This is a genomic window from Bradyrhizobium sp. SBR1B (assembly GCF_014198205.1).
Taxonomy (GTDB): Bacteria; Pseudomonadota; Alphaproteobacteria; order Rhizobiales; family Xanthobacteraceae; genus Bradyrhizobium.
In genome coordinates this window covers 1-16263 of sequence record NZ_JACIHC010000030.1, presented here as the reverse complement: position 1 = coordinate 16263, position 16263 = coordinate 1, and the positions used below count along the sequence as shown (strand labels likewise).

Here is a 16263-nt window from a genome sequence, read left to right as displayed (position 1 = left end):
AGAGTGGGCCCGAAAGGACCCGCTCTTTTTTATTACCCGAACGCGGCTTGGCGGAAGATGCGGCCCGACGCGCTGTCGGGAAGTTCCGAAGCGGGCTTTGAAAATCGTAACCAAGCCTTAACCATCGAGCGCCTTGACCCCTGATATGACCGAACCGAACACTGGTTCCACGGATGCCGAGTTGCTGGCCGAGCCGAGGCTCGTGGTCGAGCCGGGCGTGGCAGCACGTGTGTCCGCGGTCGCAGCACCGGTGCTCGAGGGCATGGGCTACCGTCTGGTGCGGATCCGCATTTCCGGGGAAGCCGGCTGCACCGTGCAGATCATGGCCGAGCGGCCGGACGGCTCGATGCAGCTCGAGGATTGCGAGGCGATCTCGCGGGCGCTGTCGCCCGTGCTCGATGTTGCCGACCCCATCGATCGCGCCTACCGGCTGGAAATCTCCTCGCCGGGAATCGACCGGCCGCTGGTCCGCCGTTCCGATTTCGAGCGCTATTCCGGCCATCTGGTGAAGATCGAGATGGCGGTTGCCCATGAGGGGCGCAAGCGGTTCCGCGGCATGATCGGTCCGGTCGAAGGCGATCGCGTGCATCTGCGTCGCGACGACGTCAAGGCGGGCGACGATCCCGACGTGCTCCTGACGATGGAGGATATCGGCGAGGCCCGCTTGGTGCTGACCGACGAGCTGATCGCCGAATCGATGCGCCGCGGCAAGGCCGAGGAGCGCCAGATGCGCCGCGATCTCGGCCTGGAGCCGCCGCAGGCGCCGCACGCCAAGATCAGCGAAAAGACCACCAAGAACACCAGGCCGAAGAAGAAGCCGGCCCCGACCAATACGAAGAAGCATCGCCTGGCCGCCGAACGCGCGCGACGGGGCGAGATCGAGCCTGACGAAGGAGACTAGCCATGGCAGTCAGCGCCAATCGACTTGAGTTGCTCCAGATCGCCGATGCCGTTGCGCGCGAGAAATCGATCGACCGCGGCATCGTCATCGCGGCGATGGAGGACGCCATCGCCAAGGCGGCGCGCGCCCGTTACGGCAGCGAAACTGACGTTCATGCCGAGATCGACCCGAAGAAGGGCGAGCTGCGGCTGTCGCGCCACATGCTGGTGGTCGAGAAGGTCGAAAACCATTCCAACCAGATTTCGCTGGTGGACGCGCAACGCGCCAATCCCGGTGCCCAGGTCGGCGACACCATCGCCGACACCCTGCCGCCGCTGGAATATGGCCGCATCGCCGCGCAATCGGCCAAGCAGGTCATCGTGCAGAAGGTGCGCGAGGCCGAGCGCGACCGGCAATATCAGGAATTCAAGGATCGCATCGGCGACATTGTCAACGGCGTCGTCAAGCGCGTCGAATATGGCAGCGTGATCGTCGACCTCGGCCGCGGCGAAGCCATCATCCGCCGCGACGAGATGCTGCCGCGCGAAGTCTTCCGCAACGGCGACCGCGTCCGTGCCTACATCTTCGACGTCCGCCGCGAGACGAGAGGTCCGCAGATCTTCCTCTCCCGCACCCATCCGCAGTTCATGGCGAAGCTGTTCGCGCAGGAAGTGCCGGAAATCTATGACGGCATCGTCGAGATCAAGGCGGTTGCCCGCGATCCGGGCTCGCGCGCGAAAATCGGCGTGATTTCCCGCGATTCCTCGGTCGATCCGGTCGGCGCCTGCGTCGGTATGCGCGGCTCGCGCGTGCAGGCCGTGGTGAACGAATTGCAGGGCGAGAAGATCGACATCATTCCGTGGTCGCCCGACATCGCGACCTTCGTGGTCAACGCGCTGGCGCCGGCCGAAGTCTCCAAGGTCGTGATCGACGAAGACCGCGAGCGCATCGAGGTGGTCGTGCCCGACACCAACAACCAGCTTTCGCTGGCGATCGGCCGCCGCGGCCAGAACGTGCGTCTGGCCTCGCAGCTCACCGGCTGGGACATCGACATCCTGACCGAGCAGGAGGAATCGGAGCGCCGCCAGGCCGACTTCGAGAACTCCACCCGCGTCTTCATGGAATCGCTCAACGTCGACGAAGTGGTCGGCCAGCTGCTGGCGTCCGAAGGCTTCACCTCGGTCGAGGAACTCGCCATGGTGGACCTCAAGGAACTCGCCGGCATCGAGGGCTTCGACGAGGAGACCGCGCAGGAGCTGCAGAGCCGTGCCCGCGAATATCTCGAGCAGCAGGAAGCTGAGATCGAGGCCAGGCGCAAGGAGCTCGGTGTCGAGGACGCGGTCAAGGACGTGCCCGGCGTCACCTCGAAGATGCTGGTGAAGTTCGGCGAGAACGACATCAAGACGGTCGACGACCTCGCCGGCTGCGCCACCGACGATCTGGTCGGCTGGACCGAACGCAAGGAAGGCGGCGAGCAGACCAAGTTCCCCGGCGCGCTCGACGGTATCGACATCTCCCGTGACGATGCCGAGGCGATGATCATGCAGGCCCGCGTCAAGGCCGGCTGGATCACCGAGGCCGATCTGGCCAAGCCCGCCGAGGAGGCTGAGGCGACCGAAGATCAGCCGGCTTAAGGGCAAAGGAGAATGTCGCCCGGATGCTCACCGATACTGATCCCGAACTCGACCATGGCCCGCGGACCGAAAGGTCCGCGACCATGCGGATGTGCGCGGTCAGTCGGCAGGTCCGCCCGATCGACGAGCTGATCCGCTTCGTCATTTCGCCGCAAGGCGACGTAGTTCCAGATCTCAAGCGCAAGCTGCCCGGACGCGGCATGTGGCTCACCGCCTCACGCGGGGTGGTTGCGGAAGCCGTCCGGCGTCACCAATTTAGCAAGGCCTTCAAGCGCGAGCTGCGCATCCCTCAGACGCTTCCTGCCGATATCGAGGCGCTCCTGGTTCGGAGCGTGACGGAAGCCCTTGGGATCGCCGCCAAAGCGGGTCAGGTCGTGGCCGGCTTCGGCAAGGTCGAAAGCGCCCTTCGGGAAGGCACGGCCGGGGTCCTGATCCACGCCAGCGACGGGGCCGCGGACGGAATCCGCAAATTGGACATGCTGGCGCGTCAAAATGCCGGAAATCGCGGCGCCAAGCCGCAGATTCCCGTCGTCACCGCGTTGAAATCGTTAGAATTGGATTTGGCACTGACCCGGTCAAATGTGATACATGCTGCCCTGCTCGCGGGCCCGGCGAGCAAGTCATTCCTGTCACGTAGCCAGATGCTGGTCCGATACCGGATGGCGGACGCTGACAAGACTGCCGAAAAGCCCGGCCAGGATTTCTGAGAGATACGACGACCCGATAGGACGGTGCGGCAACGCACAACACTGATAAATCAGGATTAGGACTGCTGAATGGTTGATACCAAGACCCCTGACGACAAGAAGCTGAGCGTTCCGAGCAAGACGCTATCGCTCAAGCCGCGCGTCGAAACGGGCACTGTCCGCCAGAGCTTCAGCCATGGCCGCAGCAAGCAGGTCGTGGTCGAGAAGCGCGGCAAGCGCCGCATCGACGGCAGTGCCGAACCGCAGGCTCCCACGGTCGTCGCGAAGCCGGCGCCGGCCGCGCCAACTCCGACGCCCGCTCCGTCGCGCCCCGCGCCGCCGCGCAACGCCGGATCCGGCGTGGTGCTGCGTACGCTGACCGAGGACGAACGTTCCGCCCGCGCCAGCGCGCTGGCCGATGCCAAGGTGCGCGAAGTCGAAGAGCGCCGCCAGGCCGAGGAAGAGGCCCAGCGCCGCGCTGTTCGCGAAGCCGCTGAACGCGTCGAGCGCGAAGCTGCCGAATCCCGCCGCAAGGCCGAGGAAGAGCGTCACCGTCACGAGGACGAAGCCAAGCGCAAGGCAGAGACCGAGGCCAAGAAGCGTTTTGGCGAAGGCGAGCAGCCGGCATCCGCGCCGCGCCCCGCAGCCGCCGCCCCGGCCGCTCCGGCGCCGCGCCCCGGCGCCCCCGCAGCGCGCCCTGGTACCACCACGGCACGCCCGGGAACATCGACCGCGCGCCCGGGAACGACCACAGCGAGACCGGCAGGTGGCCCGTTGGGCCGCGCTCCCGCGGTTGCTGCCGGCCCGGACGAGGACGATGGTCCGCGCCAGATCCGCCGCGGTCCCGGCGGCGCCGCGCGTCCCGTGGTAGCCCCCAAACCCACCCACAAGCCCGGCCCGCAGAAGGAGCGCGGCCGCCTGACCGTGGTCACCGCGCTCAATGCCGACGAAGTCCGCGAGCGTTCGATCGCCTCGTTCCGCCGGCGTACCCAGCGCCTGAAGGGCCACGCCTCGAACGAGCCGAAGGAAAAGCTCATCCGCGAGGTGGTCATTCCGGAAGCGATCACAATCCAGGAACTCGCCAACCGCATGGCCGAGCGCGCGGTCGACGTCATCCGCATGCTGATGAAGCAGGGCGCGATGCACAAGATCACCGACGTGATCGACGCCGACACCGCGCAGCTCATTGCCGAAGAGCTCGGCCACACCGTCAAGCGCGTTGCTGCGTCCGACGTTGAAGAGGGTCTGTTCGACGCCATCGACGATTCGACCGACACCGAGACCCGTTCGCCCGTGGTGACCGTCATGGGTCACGTCGACCACGGCAAGACCTCGCTGCTCGACGCGCTCCGTCATGCCAACGTCGTCTCCGGCGAAGCCGGCGGCATCACCCAGCATATCGGCGCCTATCAGGTGCTGTCGCCCGAAAGCGGCAAGAAGATCACCTTCATCGACACGCCCGGCCACGCTGCGTTCACCGCGATGCGCGCCCGCGGCGCCAAGGTGACCGACATCGTCGTGCTGGTGGTTGCGGCCGATGACGGCGTCATGCCGCAGACGATCGAAGCCATCAACCACGCCAAGGCGGCGCGGGTGCCGATCATCGTTGCCATCAACAAGATCGACAAGCCCGATGCCAAGCCCGAGCGCGTGCGCACCGAGCTGCTCCAGCACGAGGTGCAGGTGGAATCCTTCGGCGGCGAAGTCGTCGACGTCGAAGTGTCCGCCAAGAACAAGACCAATCTCGACAAGCTGCTCGAGATGATCGCGCTCCAGGCCGACATCCTCGACCTCAAGACCAATTCGGAACGGCCGGCCGAGGGCACCGTGATCGAGGCCAAGCTCGACCGCGGCCGCGGTCCGGTCGCGACCGTGCTGGTCCAGCGCGGCACACTCCGGGTCGGCGACATCATCGTCGCAGGCGCCGAGATGGGCCGCGTCCGCGCGCTGATCTCGGATCAGGGCGAGACCGTGCAGGAAGCAGGTCCCTCGGTGCCGGTCGAAGTGCTCGGCTTCAACGGTCCGCCGGAAGCCGGCGATCGTCTCGCCGTGGTCGAGAACGAAGCCCGCGCCCGCCAGGTCACCAGCTACCGTGCGCACCAGAAGCGCGAGAACGCGGCTGCCTCGATCTCCGGCATGCGCGGCTCGCTCGAGCAGATGATGTCGCAATTGAAGACCGCGGGCCGCAAGGAATTCCCGCTGATCATCAAGGCCGACGTGCAGGGCTCGCTGGAAGCGATCCTCGGCTCGCTGGAGAAGCTCGGCACCGACGAAGTCGCAGCCCGCATCCTGCATGCCGGCGTCGGCGGCATCTCGGAATCCGACGTGACGCTGGCCGAAGGCTTCAACGCCGCGATCATCGGCTTCTCGGTTCGTGCCAACAAGGAGGCCGCTGCGGCCGCCAAGCGCAACGGCATCGAGATCCGCTACTACAACATCATCTACGACCTCGTGGACGACGTGAAGAAGGCGATGAGCGGCCTGCTCGCGCCGACCTTGCGCGAAACCATGCTCGGCAATGCCTCCATCCTGGAGATCTTCAACATCTCCAAGGTCGGCAAGGTCGCCGGCTGCCGCGTCACCGATGGCACCGTGGAACGCGGCGCCAATGTGCGCCTGATCCGCGACAACGTCGTCGTGCACGAAGGCAAGCTATCGACGCTGAAGCGCTTCAAGGACGAAGTGAAGGAAGTCCAGTCCGGTCAGGAATGCGGCATGGCCTTCGAGAACTACCACGACATGCGCGCAGGCGATGTCATCGAGTGTTATCGCGTGGAGACGATCCAGCGCTCCCTGTAAGTCCAAATCTTACCGAAGCGACTGGATCTTTTTGAGCTGAAATTGCGGGAGTGCGATGGCCGGATTTATTCCGGCCATCGCACCGCATTCGTTTCAACAGGACAAATGACAATGCTCGTGTCCCAAACGCGGGCATGACGAGGTGATTTTCGAGAATGCCACGCCATCATCAGAAAAAAAATTCCGCATCCGGCGGAGGCTCGCAACGTCAGTTGCGCGTCGGCGAGCAGGTTCGCCACGCGATGGCCGATATTCTGGCGCAAGGCAATGTGCATGATGCGGATCTCGAAGGTCACATCATCACCGTGCCGGAGGTGCGGATGTCGCCCGACCTGAAGCTCGCGACAGTCTATGTGATGCCGCTCGGTGGCCACGACACCGCGGTCGTCATTGCTGCGCTCGAACGCAACAAGAAGTTTCTGCGCGGCGAGGTCGCGCGGCGCGTTAACCTGAAATTTGCACCTGATCTTCGTTTCCGCGTCGACGAACGATTCGACGAAGCGGAACGGATCGAGAAGCTTTTGCGAACACCTGCGGTTCAGAAGGACCTCGAACAGGATTTGGAACAGGATCCGGAGACGGATCGGGAAGAAGAACGATGACGATGGACCCGGCTCACGACACGATCAGCGGCGAACAGGCCGATCAGCGCGACGTGCAGAAAAATAATTTTGCGGACGACAATTTTGCGGGCCTGGGCGGCAATTCCCAGCCGCATCAGGAGCCGCGCCGCGTCAACAACGATCCGCGTGCCAATGCCAAGCAGAAGGGCAACCAGGTTCGCCGCGACCGGCGCGACGTCCATGGCTGGGTCGTGCTCGACAAGCCGATCGGCATGACCTCGACGCAGGCGGTCGCGGTGCTCAAGCGCCTGTTCAACGCCAAGCGCGCCGGACACGCCGGCACGCTCGATCCGCTCGCCTCGGGCGGGCTGCCGATCGCGCTCGGGGAAGCCACCAAGACCGTTCCCTTCGTCATGGACGGCCGCAAGCGCTACCAGTTCACGGTGTGCTGGGGCGAGGAGCGCGACACCGACGACATCGAGGGCCGGGTGACCGCGACCTCCGACCAGCGTCCGACCCGCGAGGCCATCCTGGCCCTGTTGCCCCGCTTCACCGGGGTGATCGAGCAGATCCCGCCGCGTTATTCCGCGATCAAGGTCCAGGGCGAGCGCGCCTACGACCTCGCCCGCGACGGCGAGGTCGTGGAGCTGGCCCCCCGCCCGGTCGAGATTCATCAATTAACCCTTGTGGATCAACCGGATAGAGATCGGGCCGTATTCGAGGCCGAATGCGGCAAGGGCACCTATGTCCGGGCACTGGCCCGCGATATGGGCCGGATTCTCGGCACTTTCGGCCATATCTGCGCGCTCAGGCGGACCCTGGTCGGCCCATTTGGCGAAAACGACATGATTCCGCTGGATCGGCTGGAGGCTTTGTGCGATAGAGCCGCGTCCGGCGAGGGTAGCCTCGCCGACGCGCTTATGCCCGTTGAGACCGCGCTGGACGACATCCCGGCACTGGCCGTCACACGGGCTGATGCGGCAAGGCTCCATCGGGGCCAGGCCGTTTTGTTGCGCGGACGGGATGCGCCCACTTGTAGCGGCACAGTCTATGTCACGGTGGCAGGCCGTCTTCTCGCGCTTGCTGAAGTCGGCAATGGCGAAATCATCCCCAAGCGTGTGTTCAACCTGACCGGCCTGACTGCCAGCCCCGGTCGCAACGAGAGAAATTGACGATGTCGATTGCCGCAGAACGCAAAGCGGAAGTCATCAAGACGAATGCCAACAAGGCCGGCGACACCGGCTCGCCCGAGGTTCAGGTCGCGATCCTGTCGGAACGCATCAACAACCTCACCAACCATTTCAAGACCCACGTGAAGGACAACCATTCGCGTCGCGGCCTCTTGAAGCTGGTTTCGACCCGCCGCTCGCTGCTCGACTACCTCAAGAAGCGGGACGAGGCGCGTTACAAGGCGCTGCTCGAGAAGCACAACATTCGCCGTTAAGAGTTCTTGCGCGCGCCAACGGCGCGCGTTTTCGCACGTGGTTTCGAACGAAAGCGCTTATTTTTAGCTTTTTGATCGAGGTTGCGCGCACGTCGGAGACGGATCGTTGATGATTCGCATCCGGGGCACGATCAGCGAAGACCGCGGTTCGGTGTTCGCATTCGTGCCGACTGACAGTCCAGCAGCAATCCGGCGGCTGGGCACAACGGGCAAGGCGCCCGTATGACCCGAAAGGATGGACGCCATCCGAAATCTAAAAACCATGGCAGGATCGCAGGACGCTGATCACCCGCTTCGATCAGCGCCCCGCAATCTTGCGCATGGTTTTTGTTTTTCGAGCCGTCCTTCTTTCGAGAACCCATGAAAGAAGACATCTATGTTCAATAAGCATTCGGTCGAGATCGACTGGGGTGGACGCACTCTCAAGCTGGAAACCGGCAAGATCGCCCGTCAGGCCGACGGCGCCGTCGTCGCCACCTATGGCGAGACCGTGGTGCTCGCCACCGTCGTCGCGGCGAAGGCGCCGCGCGAAGGCGTCGACTTCCTGCCTCTGACCGTCGACTACCAGGAGAAGACCTACGCTGCGGGCCGCATTCCCGGCGGCTATTTCAAGCGCGAGGGCCGTCCGACCGAGAAGGAGACGCTGGTCTCCCGCCTGATCGACCGTCCGATCCGTCCGCTGTTCGTCGACGGCTGGCGCAACGAGACCCAGGTGATCGCCACCGTGCTGTCGCACGACATGGAAAACGACCCTGACATCGTCGCGCTGGTGGCTTCGTCCGCTGCGCTGACCCTGTCCGGCGCGCCCTTCAAGGGCCCGATCGGCGCCGCTCGCGTCGGCTTCGCCAATGACGAATTCATCCTCAACCCGACGCTCGACGAGATGGTCGACACCCAGCTCGACCTCGTCGTCGCCGGCACCGCCGACGCGGTGCTGATGGTGGAATCGGAAGCCAAGGAACTGAACGAAGACATCATGCTCGGCGCCGTGATGTTCGGTCACCGCCACTTCCAGCCGGTGATCAACGCGATCATCGAGCTCGCCGAGAAGGCGGCCAAGGAGCCGCGCGAAGTCACCGTCATCGACAATTCGGCGCTCGAGAAGGAAATGCTCGGCCTGGTCGAGCAGGAGCTGCGCGCCGCCTACGCCATTCCGGTCAAGCAGGATCGCTACGCTGCGGTCGGCAAGGTCAAGGAAAAGGTGATCGCCCACTACTTCCCGGAAGGGCAGGAGCCGAAATACGACAAGCTGCGCATCGCCGGCGTGTTCAAGGAGCTCGAAGCCAAGATCGTTCGCTGGAACATCCTCGACACCGGCAAGCGCATCGACGGTCGCGACAGCAAGACCGTGCGCAATATCGTCGCCGAAGTCGGCGTGCTGCCCCGCGCTCACGGTTCGGCGCTGTTCACCCGCGGCGAGACCCAGGCGATGGTCGTGACCACGCTCGGCACCGGCGAGGACGAGCAGTACATCGACGCGCTGTCGGGAACGTACAAAGAGACGTTCCTGCTGCACTACAACTTCCCTCCCTACTCGGTCGGTGAGACCGGTCGCCTCGGCGGCACCAAGCGTCGCGAGATCGGCCACGGCAAGCTGGCCTGGCGCGCGATCCACCCGGTGCTGCCGCCGCACCACGAATTCCCCTACACCACGCGCGTGGTGTCGGAGATCACCGAGTCGAACGGCTCGTCCTCGATGGCTTCGGTCTGCGGCGCTTCGCTCGCGCTGATGGATGCCGGCGTGCCGTTGAAGCGGCCGACCGCGGGCATCGCGATGGGCCTGATCCTCGAAGACAAGCGCTTCGCGGTTCTCTCGGACATCCTCGGTGACGAGGACCATCTCGGCGACATGGACTTCAAGGTCGCCGGTACCGAGCAAGGCATCACCTCGCTCCAGATGGACATCAAGATCGAGGGCATCACCGAAGAGATCATGAAGGTCGCGCTCGCCCAGGCCAAGGATGGACGTATCCACATCCTCGGCGAGATGGCCAAGGCGCTCACCAACGCCCGTGCCGAGCTCGGCGAATACGCGCCGCGCATCGAGACCTTCAAGATCGCCACCGACAAGATCCGCGAAGTGATCGGCACCGGCGGCAAGGTGATCCGCGAGATCGTCGAGAAGACCGGCGCCAAGGTCAACATCGAGGACGACGGCACCGTGAAGGTCGCCTCTAGCGACGGCGAGGCCATGAAGGCTGCGATCAAGTGGATCAAGTCGATCGCCTCCGATCCGGAAGTCGGCCAGATCTATGACGGCACTGTCGTCAAGGTGATGGAGTTCGGCGCCTTCGTGAACTTCTTCGGCTCCAAGGACGGTCTCGTCCACATCAGCCAGCTCGCGTCGGCCCGCGTGCAGAAGACCTCCGACGTCGTCAAGGAAGGCGACAAGGTCAAGGTCAAGCTGCTCGGCTTCGACGATCGCGGCAAGACCCGCCTGTCGATGAAGGTGGTCGATCAGACCACCGGCGAAGACCTCGAGGGCAAGGACAAGGGCGGCGAGGGCGAGAAGGCCCCGCGCGAAGCAGCCGGCGAGTAAGCCTCCCTACACTGCAGAAAACGAAAGGGCGGCCGAAAGGCCGCCCTTTTTGTTTGTGCCGCTCCGGGCGAGATGCGCCCCTCTCCCGCTTGCGGGGGAGGGTTGGGGTGGGGTGCTTCCGCAAAGAGACTCCCAACGACGAGAGAGCCCCCACCCGCGCCTTCGGCGCGACCTCCCCCGCAAGCGGGAGAGGTTGCACCGAGCCCGAGGTGAGATCAGCCGACCTCAGCCCACGATGTCGTAGCGGTCGAGGTTCATCACCTTGGTCCAGGCCTTGGCGAAGTCCTTTACGAACTTCTCCTTGGAGTCCGAGGTGGCATAGACCTCGGCGAAGGCGCGGAGCTGGGAGTGCGCACCGAAGATCAGATCGACGCGCGTGCCAGTCCACTTCACCGCGTTGGTCTTGCGGTCGCGGGCCTCGTAGCTGCCGTCGGCCGCCGGCGTCCACTGCGCACTCATGTCGAGCAGATTGACGAAGAAGTCGTTGCTGAGCGTGCCCACCTTCGAAGTGAGAACGCCATGCTTTGAACCGTTCGCGTTGGCGCCGAGCACGCGCAGACCACCGAGCAGGACCGTCATTTCCGGACCGGTGAGCCTGAGCAGCTGGGCGCGATCGACGAGGGCTTCTTCCTGCTGCAGGAACTGATGCTTCTTGCCGACATAGTTGCGGAAGCCATCGGCCCGCGGCTCGAGCGGCGCGAAGGACTCAGCATCGGTCTGCTCCTGCGAGGCATCCATGCGGCCCGGCGTGAAGCCGACCTTCACGTCGACGCCGGCATCCTTGGCGGCCTTCTCGACCGCGGCGGTACCGCCGAGCACGATGAGGTCCGCGAGCGAGACCTTCTTCGCGCCTGAAGACGCGTTGAAGTCCTTCTGGATCGCTTCGAGCTTGCCGAGAACGTTGGAGAGCTGAGCCGGCTGGTTCACCTCCCAATCCTTCTGCGGGGCAAGGCGGATGCGCGCTCCGTTGGCACCGCCGCGCTTGTCCGAGCCGCGGAACGTCGAGGCCGACGCCCAGGCGGTCGAGACCAGCTCGGAGACCGACAGACCCGACGCCAGGATCTTGGTCTTCAGCGCAGCGATGTCCTGCTCGCTGGCCAGCTCGTGATTCACGGCCGGAATCGGATCCTGCCAGATCAGCGTCTCCTTCGGCACCAGCGGGCCGAGATAGCGCTGGATCGGCCCCATGTCGCGATGGGTGAGCTTGAACCAGGCGCGGGCAAAGGCGTCCGCGAACTGATCCGGGTTCTCCAGGAAGCGACGCGAGATCTTCTCGTAGGCCGGATCGAAGCGCAGCGAGAGGTCGGTGGTCAGCATGGTCGGCCGATGCTTCTTCGACTTGTCGAAGGCGTCGGGAATGATCGCGTCGGCGCCCTTGGCCGTCCACTGGTTCGCACCGCCCGGGCTCTTCGTCAGCTCCCATTCGAAGTTGAAGAGGTTCTCGAAGAAGTTGTTGCTCCACTTGGTCGGCGTCGCCGTCCAGGTCACTTCGAGACCGCTGGTGATGGAATCACCGGCGAGGCCCGAAGCGTGCTTGCTCTTCCAGCCGAGGCCTTGATCCTCGAGCGCGCCCGCTTCCGGCTCCGGACCGACCAGCGAAGGATCGCCGGCGCCGTGTGTCTTGCCGAAGGAATGGCCGCCGGCGATCAGTGCAACGGTCTCTTCGTCGTTCATCGCCATGCGGGCGAAGGTCTCGCGGATGTCCTTGGCCGCAGCGACCGGATCCGGCTTGCCGTTCGGGCCTTCCGGATTGACGTAGATGAGGCCCATCTGCACCGCGCCGAGCGGCTCGGCGAGCTGGCGTTCGCCGCTGTAGCGCTCATCACCAAGCCACGTGCCCTCGGGACCCCAATAGAGCTCTTCCGGCTCCCAGACGTCGGCGCGGCCGCCGGCAAAGCCGAAGGTCTTGAAGCCCATCGATTCCAGCGCGACGTTGCCGGCGAGAACCATCAGGTCGGCCCAGGAGAGCTTGCGGCCGTATTTCTGCTTGATCGGCCACAGCAGCCGGCGCGCCTTGTCGAGGTTGGCGTTGTCGGGCCAGCTGTTGAGCGGCGCGAAACGCTGCTGGCCGGCACCGGCGCCGCCACGGCCGTCGGTGATGCGGTAGGTGCCTGCGCTGTGCCAAGCCATGCGGATCATGAGACCGCCATAGTGACCGAAATCGGCGGGCCACCACTCCTGCGAGTCCGTCATCAGCGCGGTCAGGTCCTTGACCACCGCCTTAAGGTCGAGCGTCTTGAATTCCTTGGCATAGTCGAATTCGTCGCCCATCGGATCGGATAGGCCGGAATTCTTGTGCAGCATCTCGATGCTGAGCTGAGTTGGCCACCAATCGCGGTTCGCTGGCACGCGTTTTCCACCCGAAAACGGGCACTTCGAAGTGTCGTCCATGAATACCTCCTCTGGTGGCGTCGAACTCGCGCCTTTGACCAGGTAGAACCACTCTAAGCGTCGCGTCCTATCAGGTAAAGTTGACTTTAATGATCGCTGCGATAGGATTTTCTGATGATAAACCTGACGCTGCGCCAGCTCCGGTATTTCGACGCTCTGGCGCGTCACGGCCATTTCGGCCGCGCGGCCGAGTCCTGCTCCATCTCGCAACCGGCCTTGTCGATGCAGATCAAGGAGTTGGAGGAGACGCTCGGCGGCCTGCTGCTGGAGCGCAGCGCCCGGCAGGTGGCGTTGACGCGGTTCGGCGAGGAGCTCGCGCAACGCGTCCGCGACATTTTGCGCTCGGTCGATGAGCTCGGCGATTTCGCCCGCGCCTCGCAGGACCGCTTCGCCGGCCGCCTGCGCATCGGCATGATCCCGACGATCGCGCCGTATCTGCTGCCCACCATCACCAAGAATCTCACGCACATGCATCCGGAGCTCGACATCCGTGTGCGCGAGACCATGACGCCGCGATTGATCCAGGAGCTGGTGGAAGGGCGGCTCGACACCGCCATCGTGGCGCTGCCGGTGTCCGAGCCTTCGCTCACCGAGGTCGCCCTGTTCGAGGAGAAATTCCTGCTGGTCCGGCCGAGCGCGGATGAAGGGACCCCGGCGCCGTCGCGCGAGATGATGCGCGAGATGCGGCTGTTGCTGCTCGAAGAGGGACACTGCTTCCGCGATCAGGCGCTGTCGTTTTGCAACATGCAGTCGGCGCCGCCGCGCGAGATGCTGGATGCCAATTCGCTGTCGACGCTGGTCCAGATGGTCAGCGCCGGCATCGGGGTCACATTGATCCCGGAGATGGCGGTGCCGGTGGAGACACGATCGGCCTCGGTCTCGCTCGCGCGCTTCCGCGATCCGCAGCCATCCCGCACCATCGGCATGGTCTGGCGCAAGACCAGCCCGCTGGCGCGGCAACTGCTGCAAATCTCCGAAGTGGTGTGCCTGTCGGCCGGCAAGGTGCGCGCACGCCCACCTGTACGCAGCCAGCGAGCCTGAGGCTCCAATGTCGCAACCGATCATCCGCCTCGCCTGCGCCGACGAATATGACGAGGTCGGCCGCGTCTGGATGGAGAGCTGGGTCTCGACCGGGCTCGGCGAGGCCAGCGACTTTCTGCTCGCCAATCTCCGCGCCCGCATCCGACGCGAGATCGAGAACGGCTGGAGCCTGTTCGTCGCCGATGATCGCGGCACGATCGCCGCCATGCTGGCGCTGCATGTGCCAAAACTCTATCTGGATATGCTTTTCGTTGGACCCGCTTATCAGGGGCAGTCGCTCGGGCGAAAGCTGCTCGCCTTCACCCGCACGCAAATGCCGGATGAGATGCATCTGCGCTGCGTCCGCGAGAACGAAAAAGCCTGGCGCTGGTACGAGCGCGAAGGTTTTGTGTTCGAGAAAGAGGAGATCGAGCCGTCGAACGGGTTCATGATGAAATATTACCGGTGGCAGAAGACGTCATAGGTTCTGCTTGCGGAGGCGCCCCGCACGCTCTAGTTTGCGGATTACATCTCAGCAACTTCCGCTACCGATTCATGTTACGCAATCTCGCCGTCGCCGCCCTGTTCGCGTCGCTTTGTGCATCGACCGGATGGGCCCAATCTCCCTCCGCTCCACCAACTGCCACACCCCCGGCAACAGCCAAGCCTGTTGCGAAAAAGGCTGCGCCGAAGTCCAAGCAGCCGGCAGCGAACAAGCCGCAAGCGGTGGACGTCGGCCCCTGCAAGCTCGGCGTAATCTCCGTGATCGGGGAGCGCTACTCCGTCCAGAAATTCGGGCTGACCATCTTCGAGAACGAGGAGGCCGAAGTTCCTATCGACTGGGGTCTCGACGATCTCGTATTTGCGCGCGTGAAAGCGGCAACAGGCGGCGATCCCGGTGTTCGCAGGATCGCCTACCCCAAGGGTGCCTTCGAACCGTTCTATCATCCGAAATCGCGATTCATTCCCGATCCCAACGAACGCCTGCCAGCGATCGTGCGTGGCATCACGCCGAACGTGAGCTGCGATCGCTATCTGGTTGCGACGACGTACAAGGGAGAATTGCCGGGCAGCCGCATGATGTTGAACGGCATCGGCACATTCAATCAAGGGCTCGGAAATCTGATCCGGCATTCGCATTTGTTCGCGAACATCTCGATCAACCTGATCGACGGCCGGAGCTACGAGGAGATCAAGCGCCCCTTTGTAAATTTCGGCGCGAACTTCGCCGCAAGTATGCGACTGACCGAAGACCCGCTTAACAAGCTCGACAATGACCAGTTCCCCAACCCGCCCGCGACCGCTTCGAGCAGCGCGATCCTGCGCGAGAGAACGCGGGCGCTCATCACCGACAGGCTCGATCGGGGGCTTCCCGGCTATCTGAAGCAAGACTGACACGCACTCATTCGCGTCGACCAAGATGTTGACCACCGAACGCTGCATCAGACCAACCGTAGTGCGTTGCGATTTCGAAGCAGACACGCGATGAATAGCCTCGCCCGCCTCACGCAGATGGAAGGTTCCGCGCCATGATCAAGCTCTATTGGTCACCCCGCTCGCGTTCGTTCACGACGCTCTGGCTGATGGAAGAGAGCGGCCTCGCCTATGAACGCGTGCTGACTGACATCTCGACCGGCGCCCAGAAGGCACCGGACTATCTGAAGATCAATCCGATGGGCAAGGTTCCCGCGCTCAGCGACGGCGACGCCGCGCTCGGCGAAGCCGCCGCAATCTGCGCCTACATTGCCGACCGCTATCCCGAGACGAAGCTTGCGCCTGCCGTAACCGATCCGCGCCGCGCCCGCTATCTGCAATGGCTGTTCTTCTCGCCGGGCTGCATCGAGCCCGCCATCATCCAGATCTTCACCAAGATCGAGATCCCGACCTCGACCGCCGCCTGGGGCAGCGCGACGCAGGTGTTCGACGTGCTGGAGGCTGCGCTTGCCAAGGGGCCGTGGATTCTCGGCGAGGAGTTTTCGGCCGCCGACATCACGATCGGCTCGGGCCTGAATTACGCGGTGCGCCTGTTCAAGATGGTGCCGTCGCGCCCCGCCTTCGATGCCTATATCGCGCGCTGCATGGCTCGGCCCGCGTTCCAGCGCGCGGAGAAGATCGCGGCGGGTTAGCCGAACTATCGTAGGGTGGGCACAGCGTAGCGTGCCCACGTCTTCTATCTATGGCGACCGCTGAGAGATCGTGGGCACGTCGCTTGCGCGCCTTTGCCCACCCTTGTAATAGCGCGATCGTTTATCTTTGACCTGTTCCATGAGGAATGGCCTGCCGCGGTTTGCACCCCGCGACAGGCCG

The 16263-nt window shown here is 64.2% G+C and carries 13 protein-coding genes; 12 read left to right on the top strand and 1 reads right to left on the bottom strand.

Features of this window, described 5'->3' with window-relative positions; all coding sequences use genetic code 11:
* Positions 1-145: 145 nt before the first annotated feature.
* The 8 genes from rimP to pnp all read left to right on the top strand — a co-directional run bounded on the left by rimP (position 146) and on the right by pnp (position 10545).
* Positions 146-901: a ribosome maturation factor RimP gene (gene rimP, locus GGD61_RS37470; RefSeq protein WP_018319419.1), complete on the top strand. Its 756-nt coding sequence runs from the start codon at positions 146-148 to the stop codon at positions 899-901.
* 2 nt (positions 902-903) lie between these two features.
* Positions 904-2514 (top strand): transcription termination factor NusA, encoded by a 1611-nt coding sequence (gene nusA, locus GGD61_RS37465; protein WP_018319418.1) that lies wholly within the window; start codon positions 904-906, stop codon positions 2512-2514.
* Positions 2515-2537: 23 nt separating this feature from the next.
* Positions 2538-3221, top strand: coding sequence for an RNA-binding protein (locus tag GGD61_RS37460; RefSeq protein WP_018319417.1), 684 nt, complete (start codon positions 2538-2540; stop codon positions 3219-3221).
* Positions 3222-3290: 69 nt separating this feature from the next.
* On the top strand, positions 3291-5999 hold the full coding sequence (infB, locus tag GGD61_RS37455) for a translation initiation factor IF-2 (RefSeq protein WP_092251478.1): 2709 nt from the start codon (positions 3291-3293) through the stop codon (positions 5997-5999).
* A gap of 155 nt (positions 6000-6154) precedes the next feature.
* Positions 6155-6601 (top strand): 30S ribosome-binding factor RbfA, encoded by a 447-nt coding sequence (gene rbfA, locus GGD61_RS37450; protein WP_092251476.1) that lies wholly within the window; start codon positions 6155-6157, stop codon positions 6599-6601.
* On the top strand, positions 6598-7734 hold the full coding sequence (truB, locus tag GGD61_RS37445) for a tRNA pseudouridine(55) synthase TruB (RefSeq protein WP_177236844.1): 1137 nt from the start codon (positions 6598-6600) through the stop codon (positions 7732-7734). Before rbfA ends, truB begins: the two co-directional genes overlap by 4 nt.
* Positions 7735-7736: 2 nt before the next feature.
* Positions 7737-8006 carry a 30S ribosomal protein S15 gene (rpsO, locus tag GGD61_RS37440; protein WP_008131787.1) on the top strand — a complete coding sequence of 90 codons (270 nt, stop codon included), beginning with the start codon at positions 7737-7739 and terminating at the stop codon, positions 8004-8006.
* 376 nt (positions 8007-8382) lie between these two features.
* Entirely contained in the window at positions 8383-10545 is a 2163-nt protein-coding gene (pnp, locus tag GGD61_RS37435) for a polyribonucleotide nucleotidyltransferase (protein WP_018319413.1), read from the top strand.
* Between the two features lie 225 nt (positions 10546-10770).
* Here pnp and katG read toward each other — a convergent pair whose 3' ends face one another.
* A complete protein-coding gene (gene katG / locus GGD61_RS37430) occupies positions 10771-12936 on the bottom strand; it encodes a catalase/peroxidase HPI (RefSeq protein ID WP_177236843.1) in 2166 nt (721 codons plus the stop codon).
* A 114-nt stretch (positions 12937-13050) separates the two neighbouring features.
* Between katG and GGD61_RS37425 the strand changes: the two genes are divergently transcribed.
* The 4 genes from GGD61_RS37425 to GGD61_RS37410 all read left to right on the top strand — a co-directional run bounded on the left by GGD61_RS37425 (position 13051) and on the right by GGD61_RS37410 (position 16082).
* The gene (locus tag GGD61_RS37425; protein WP_183232235.1) at positions 13051-13977 is read left to right on the top strand and encodes a hydrogen peroxide-inducible genes activator; all 927 of its coding nucleotides are present in this window, start codon (positions 13051-13053) and stop codon (positions 13975-13977) included.
* 7 nt (positions 13978-13984) lie between these two features.
* Positions 13985-14440 carry a GNAT family N-acetyltransferase gene (locus tag GGD61_RS37420; protein ID WP_092251472.1) on the top strand — a complete coding sequence of 152 codons (456 nt, stop codon included), beginning with the start codon at positions 13985-13987 and terminating at the stop codon, positions 14438-14440.
* Positions 14422-15351, top strand: a complete 930-nt coding sequence (locus GGD61_RS37415; protein ID WP_244550559.1) for a hypothetical protein — start codon at positions 14422-14424, stop codon at positions 15349-15351. Before GGD61_RS37420 ends, GGD61_RS37415 begins: the two co-directional genes overlap by 19 nt.
* A gap of 134 nt (positions 15352-15485) precedes the next feature.
* On the top strand, positions 15486-16082 hold the full coding sequence (locus tag GGD61_RS37410; protein WP_092251470.1) for a glutathione S-transferase family protein: 597 nt from the start codon (positions 15486-15488) through the stop codon (positions 16080-16082).
* Positions 16083-16263: the final 181 nt, after the last annotated feature.

What these genes read in the sequence shown, in the direction of transcription:
- rimP (WP_018319419.1), top strand. Translation starts at nt 146, where the DNA reads ATGACCGAACCGAACACTGGTTCCACGGATGCCGAGTTGCTGGCCGAG.
- nusA (WP_018319418.1), top strand. Translation starts at nt 904, where the DNA reads ATGGCAGTCAGCGCCAATCGACTTGAGTTGCTCCAGATCGCCGATGCC.
- GGD61_RS37460 (WP_018319417.1), top strand. Translation starts at nt 2,538, where the DNA reads ATGCTCACCGATACTGATCCCGAACTCGACCATGGCCCGCGGACCGAA.
- infB (WP_092251478.1), top strand. Translation starts at nt 3,291, where the DNA reads ATGGTTGATACCAAGACCCCTGACGACAAGAAGCTGAGCGTTCCGAGC.
- rbfA (WP_092251476.1), top strand. Translation starts at nt 6,155, where the DNA reads ATGCCACGCCATCATCAGAAAAAAAATTCCGCATCCGGCGGAGGCTCG.
- truB (WP_177236844.1), top strand. Translation starts at nt 6,598, where the DNA reads ATGACGATGGACCCGGCTCACGACACGATCAGCGGCGAACAGGCCGAT.
- rpsO (WP_008131787.1), top strand. Translation starts at nt 7,737, where the DNA reads ATGTCGATTGCCGCAGAACGCAAAGCGGAAGTCATCAAGACGAATGCC.
- pnp (WP_018319413.1), top strand. Translation starts at nt 8,383, where the DNA reads ATGTTCAATAAGCATTCGGTCGAGATCGACTGGGGTGGACGCACTCTC.
- katG (WP_177236843.1), bottom strand. Translation starts at nt 12,936, where the DNA reads ATGGACGACACTTCGAAGTGCCCGTTTTCGGGTGGAAAACGCGTGCCA.
- GGD61_RS37425 (WP_183232235.1), top strand. Translation starts at nt 13,051, where the DNA reads ATGATAAACCTGACGCTGCGCCAGCTCCGGTATTTCGACGCTCTGGCG.
- GGD61_RS37420 (WP_092251472.1), top strand. Translation starts at nt 13,985, where the DNA reads ATGTCGCAACCGATCATCCGCCTCGCCTGCGCCGACGAATATGACGAG.
- GGD61_RS37410 (WP_092251470.1), top strand. Translation starts at nt 15,486, where the DNA reads ATGATCAAGCTCTATTGGTCACCCCGCTCGCGTTCGTTCACGACGCTC.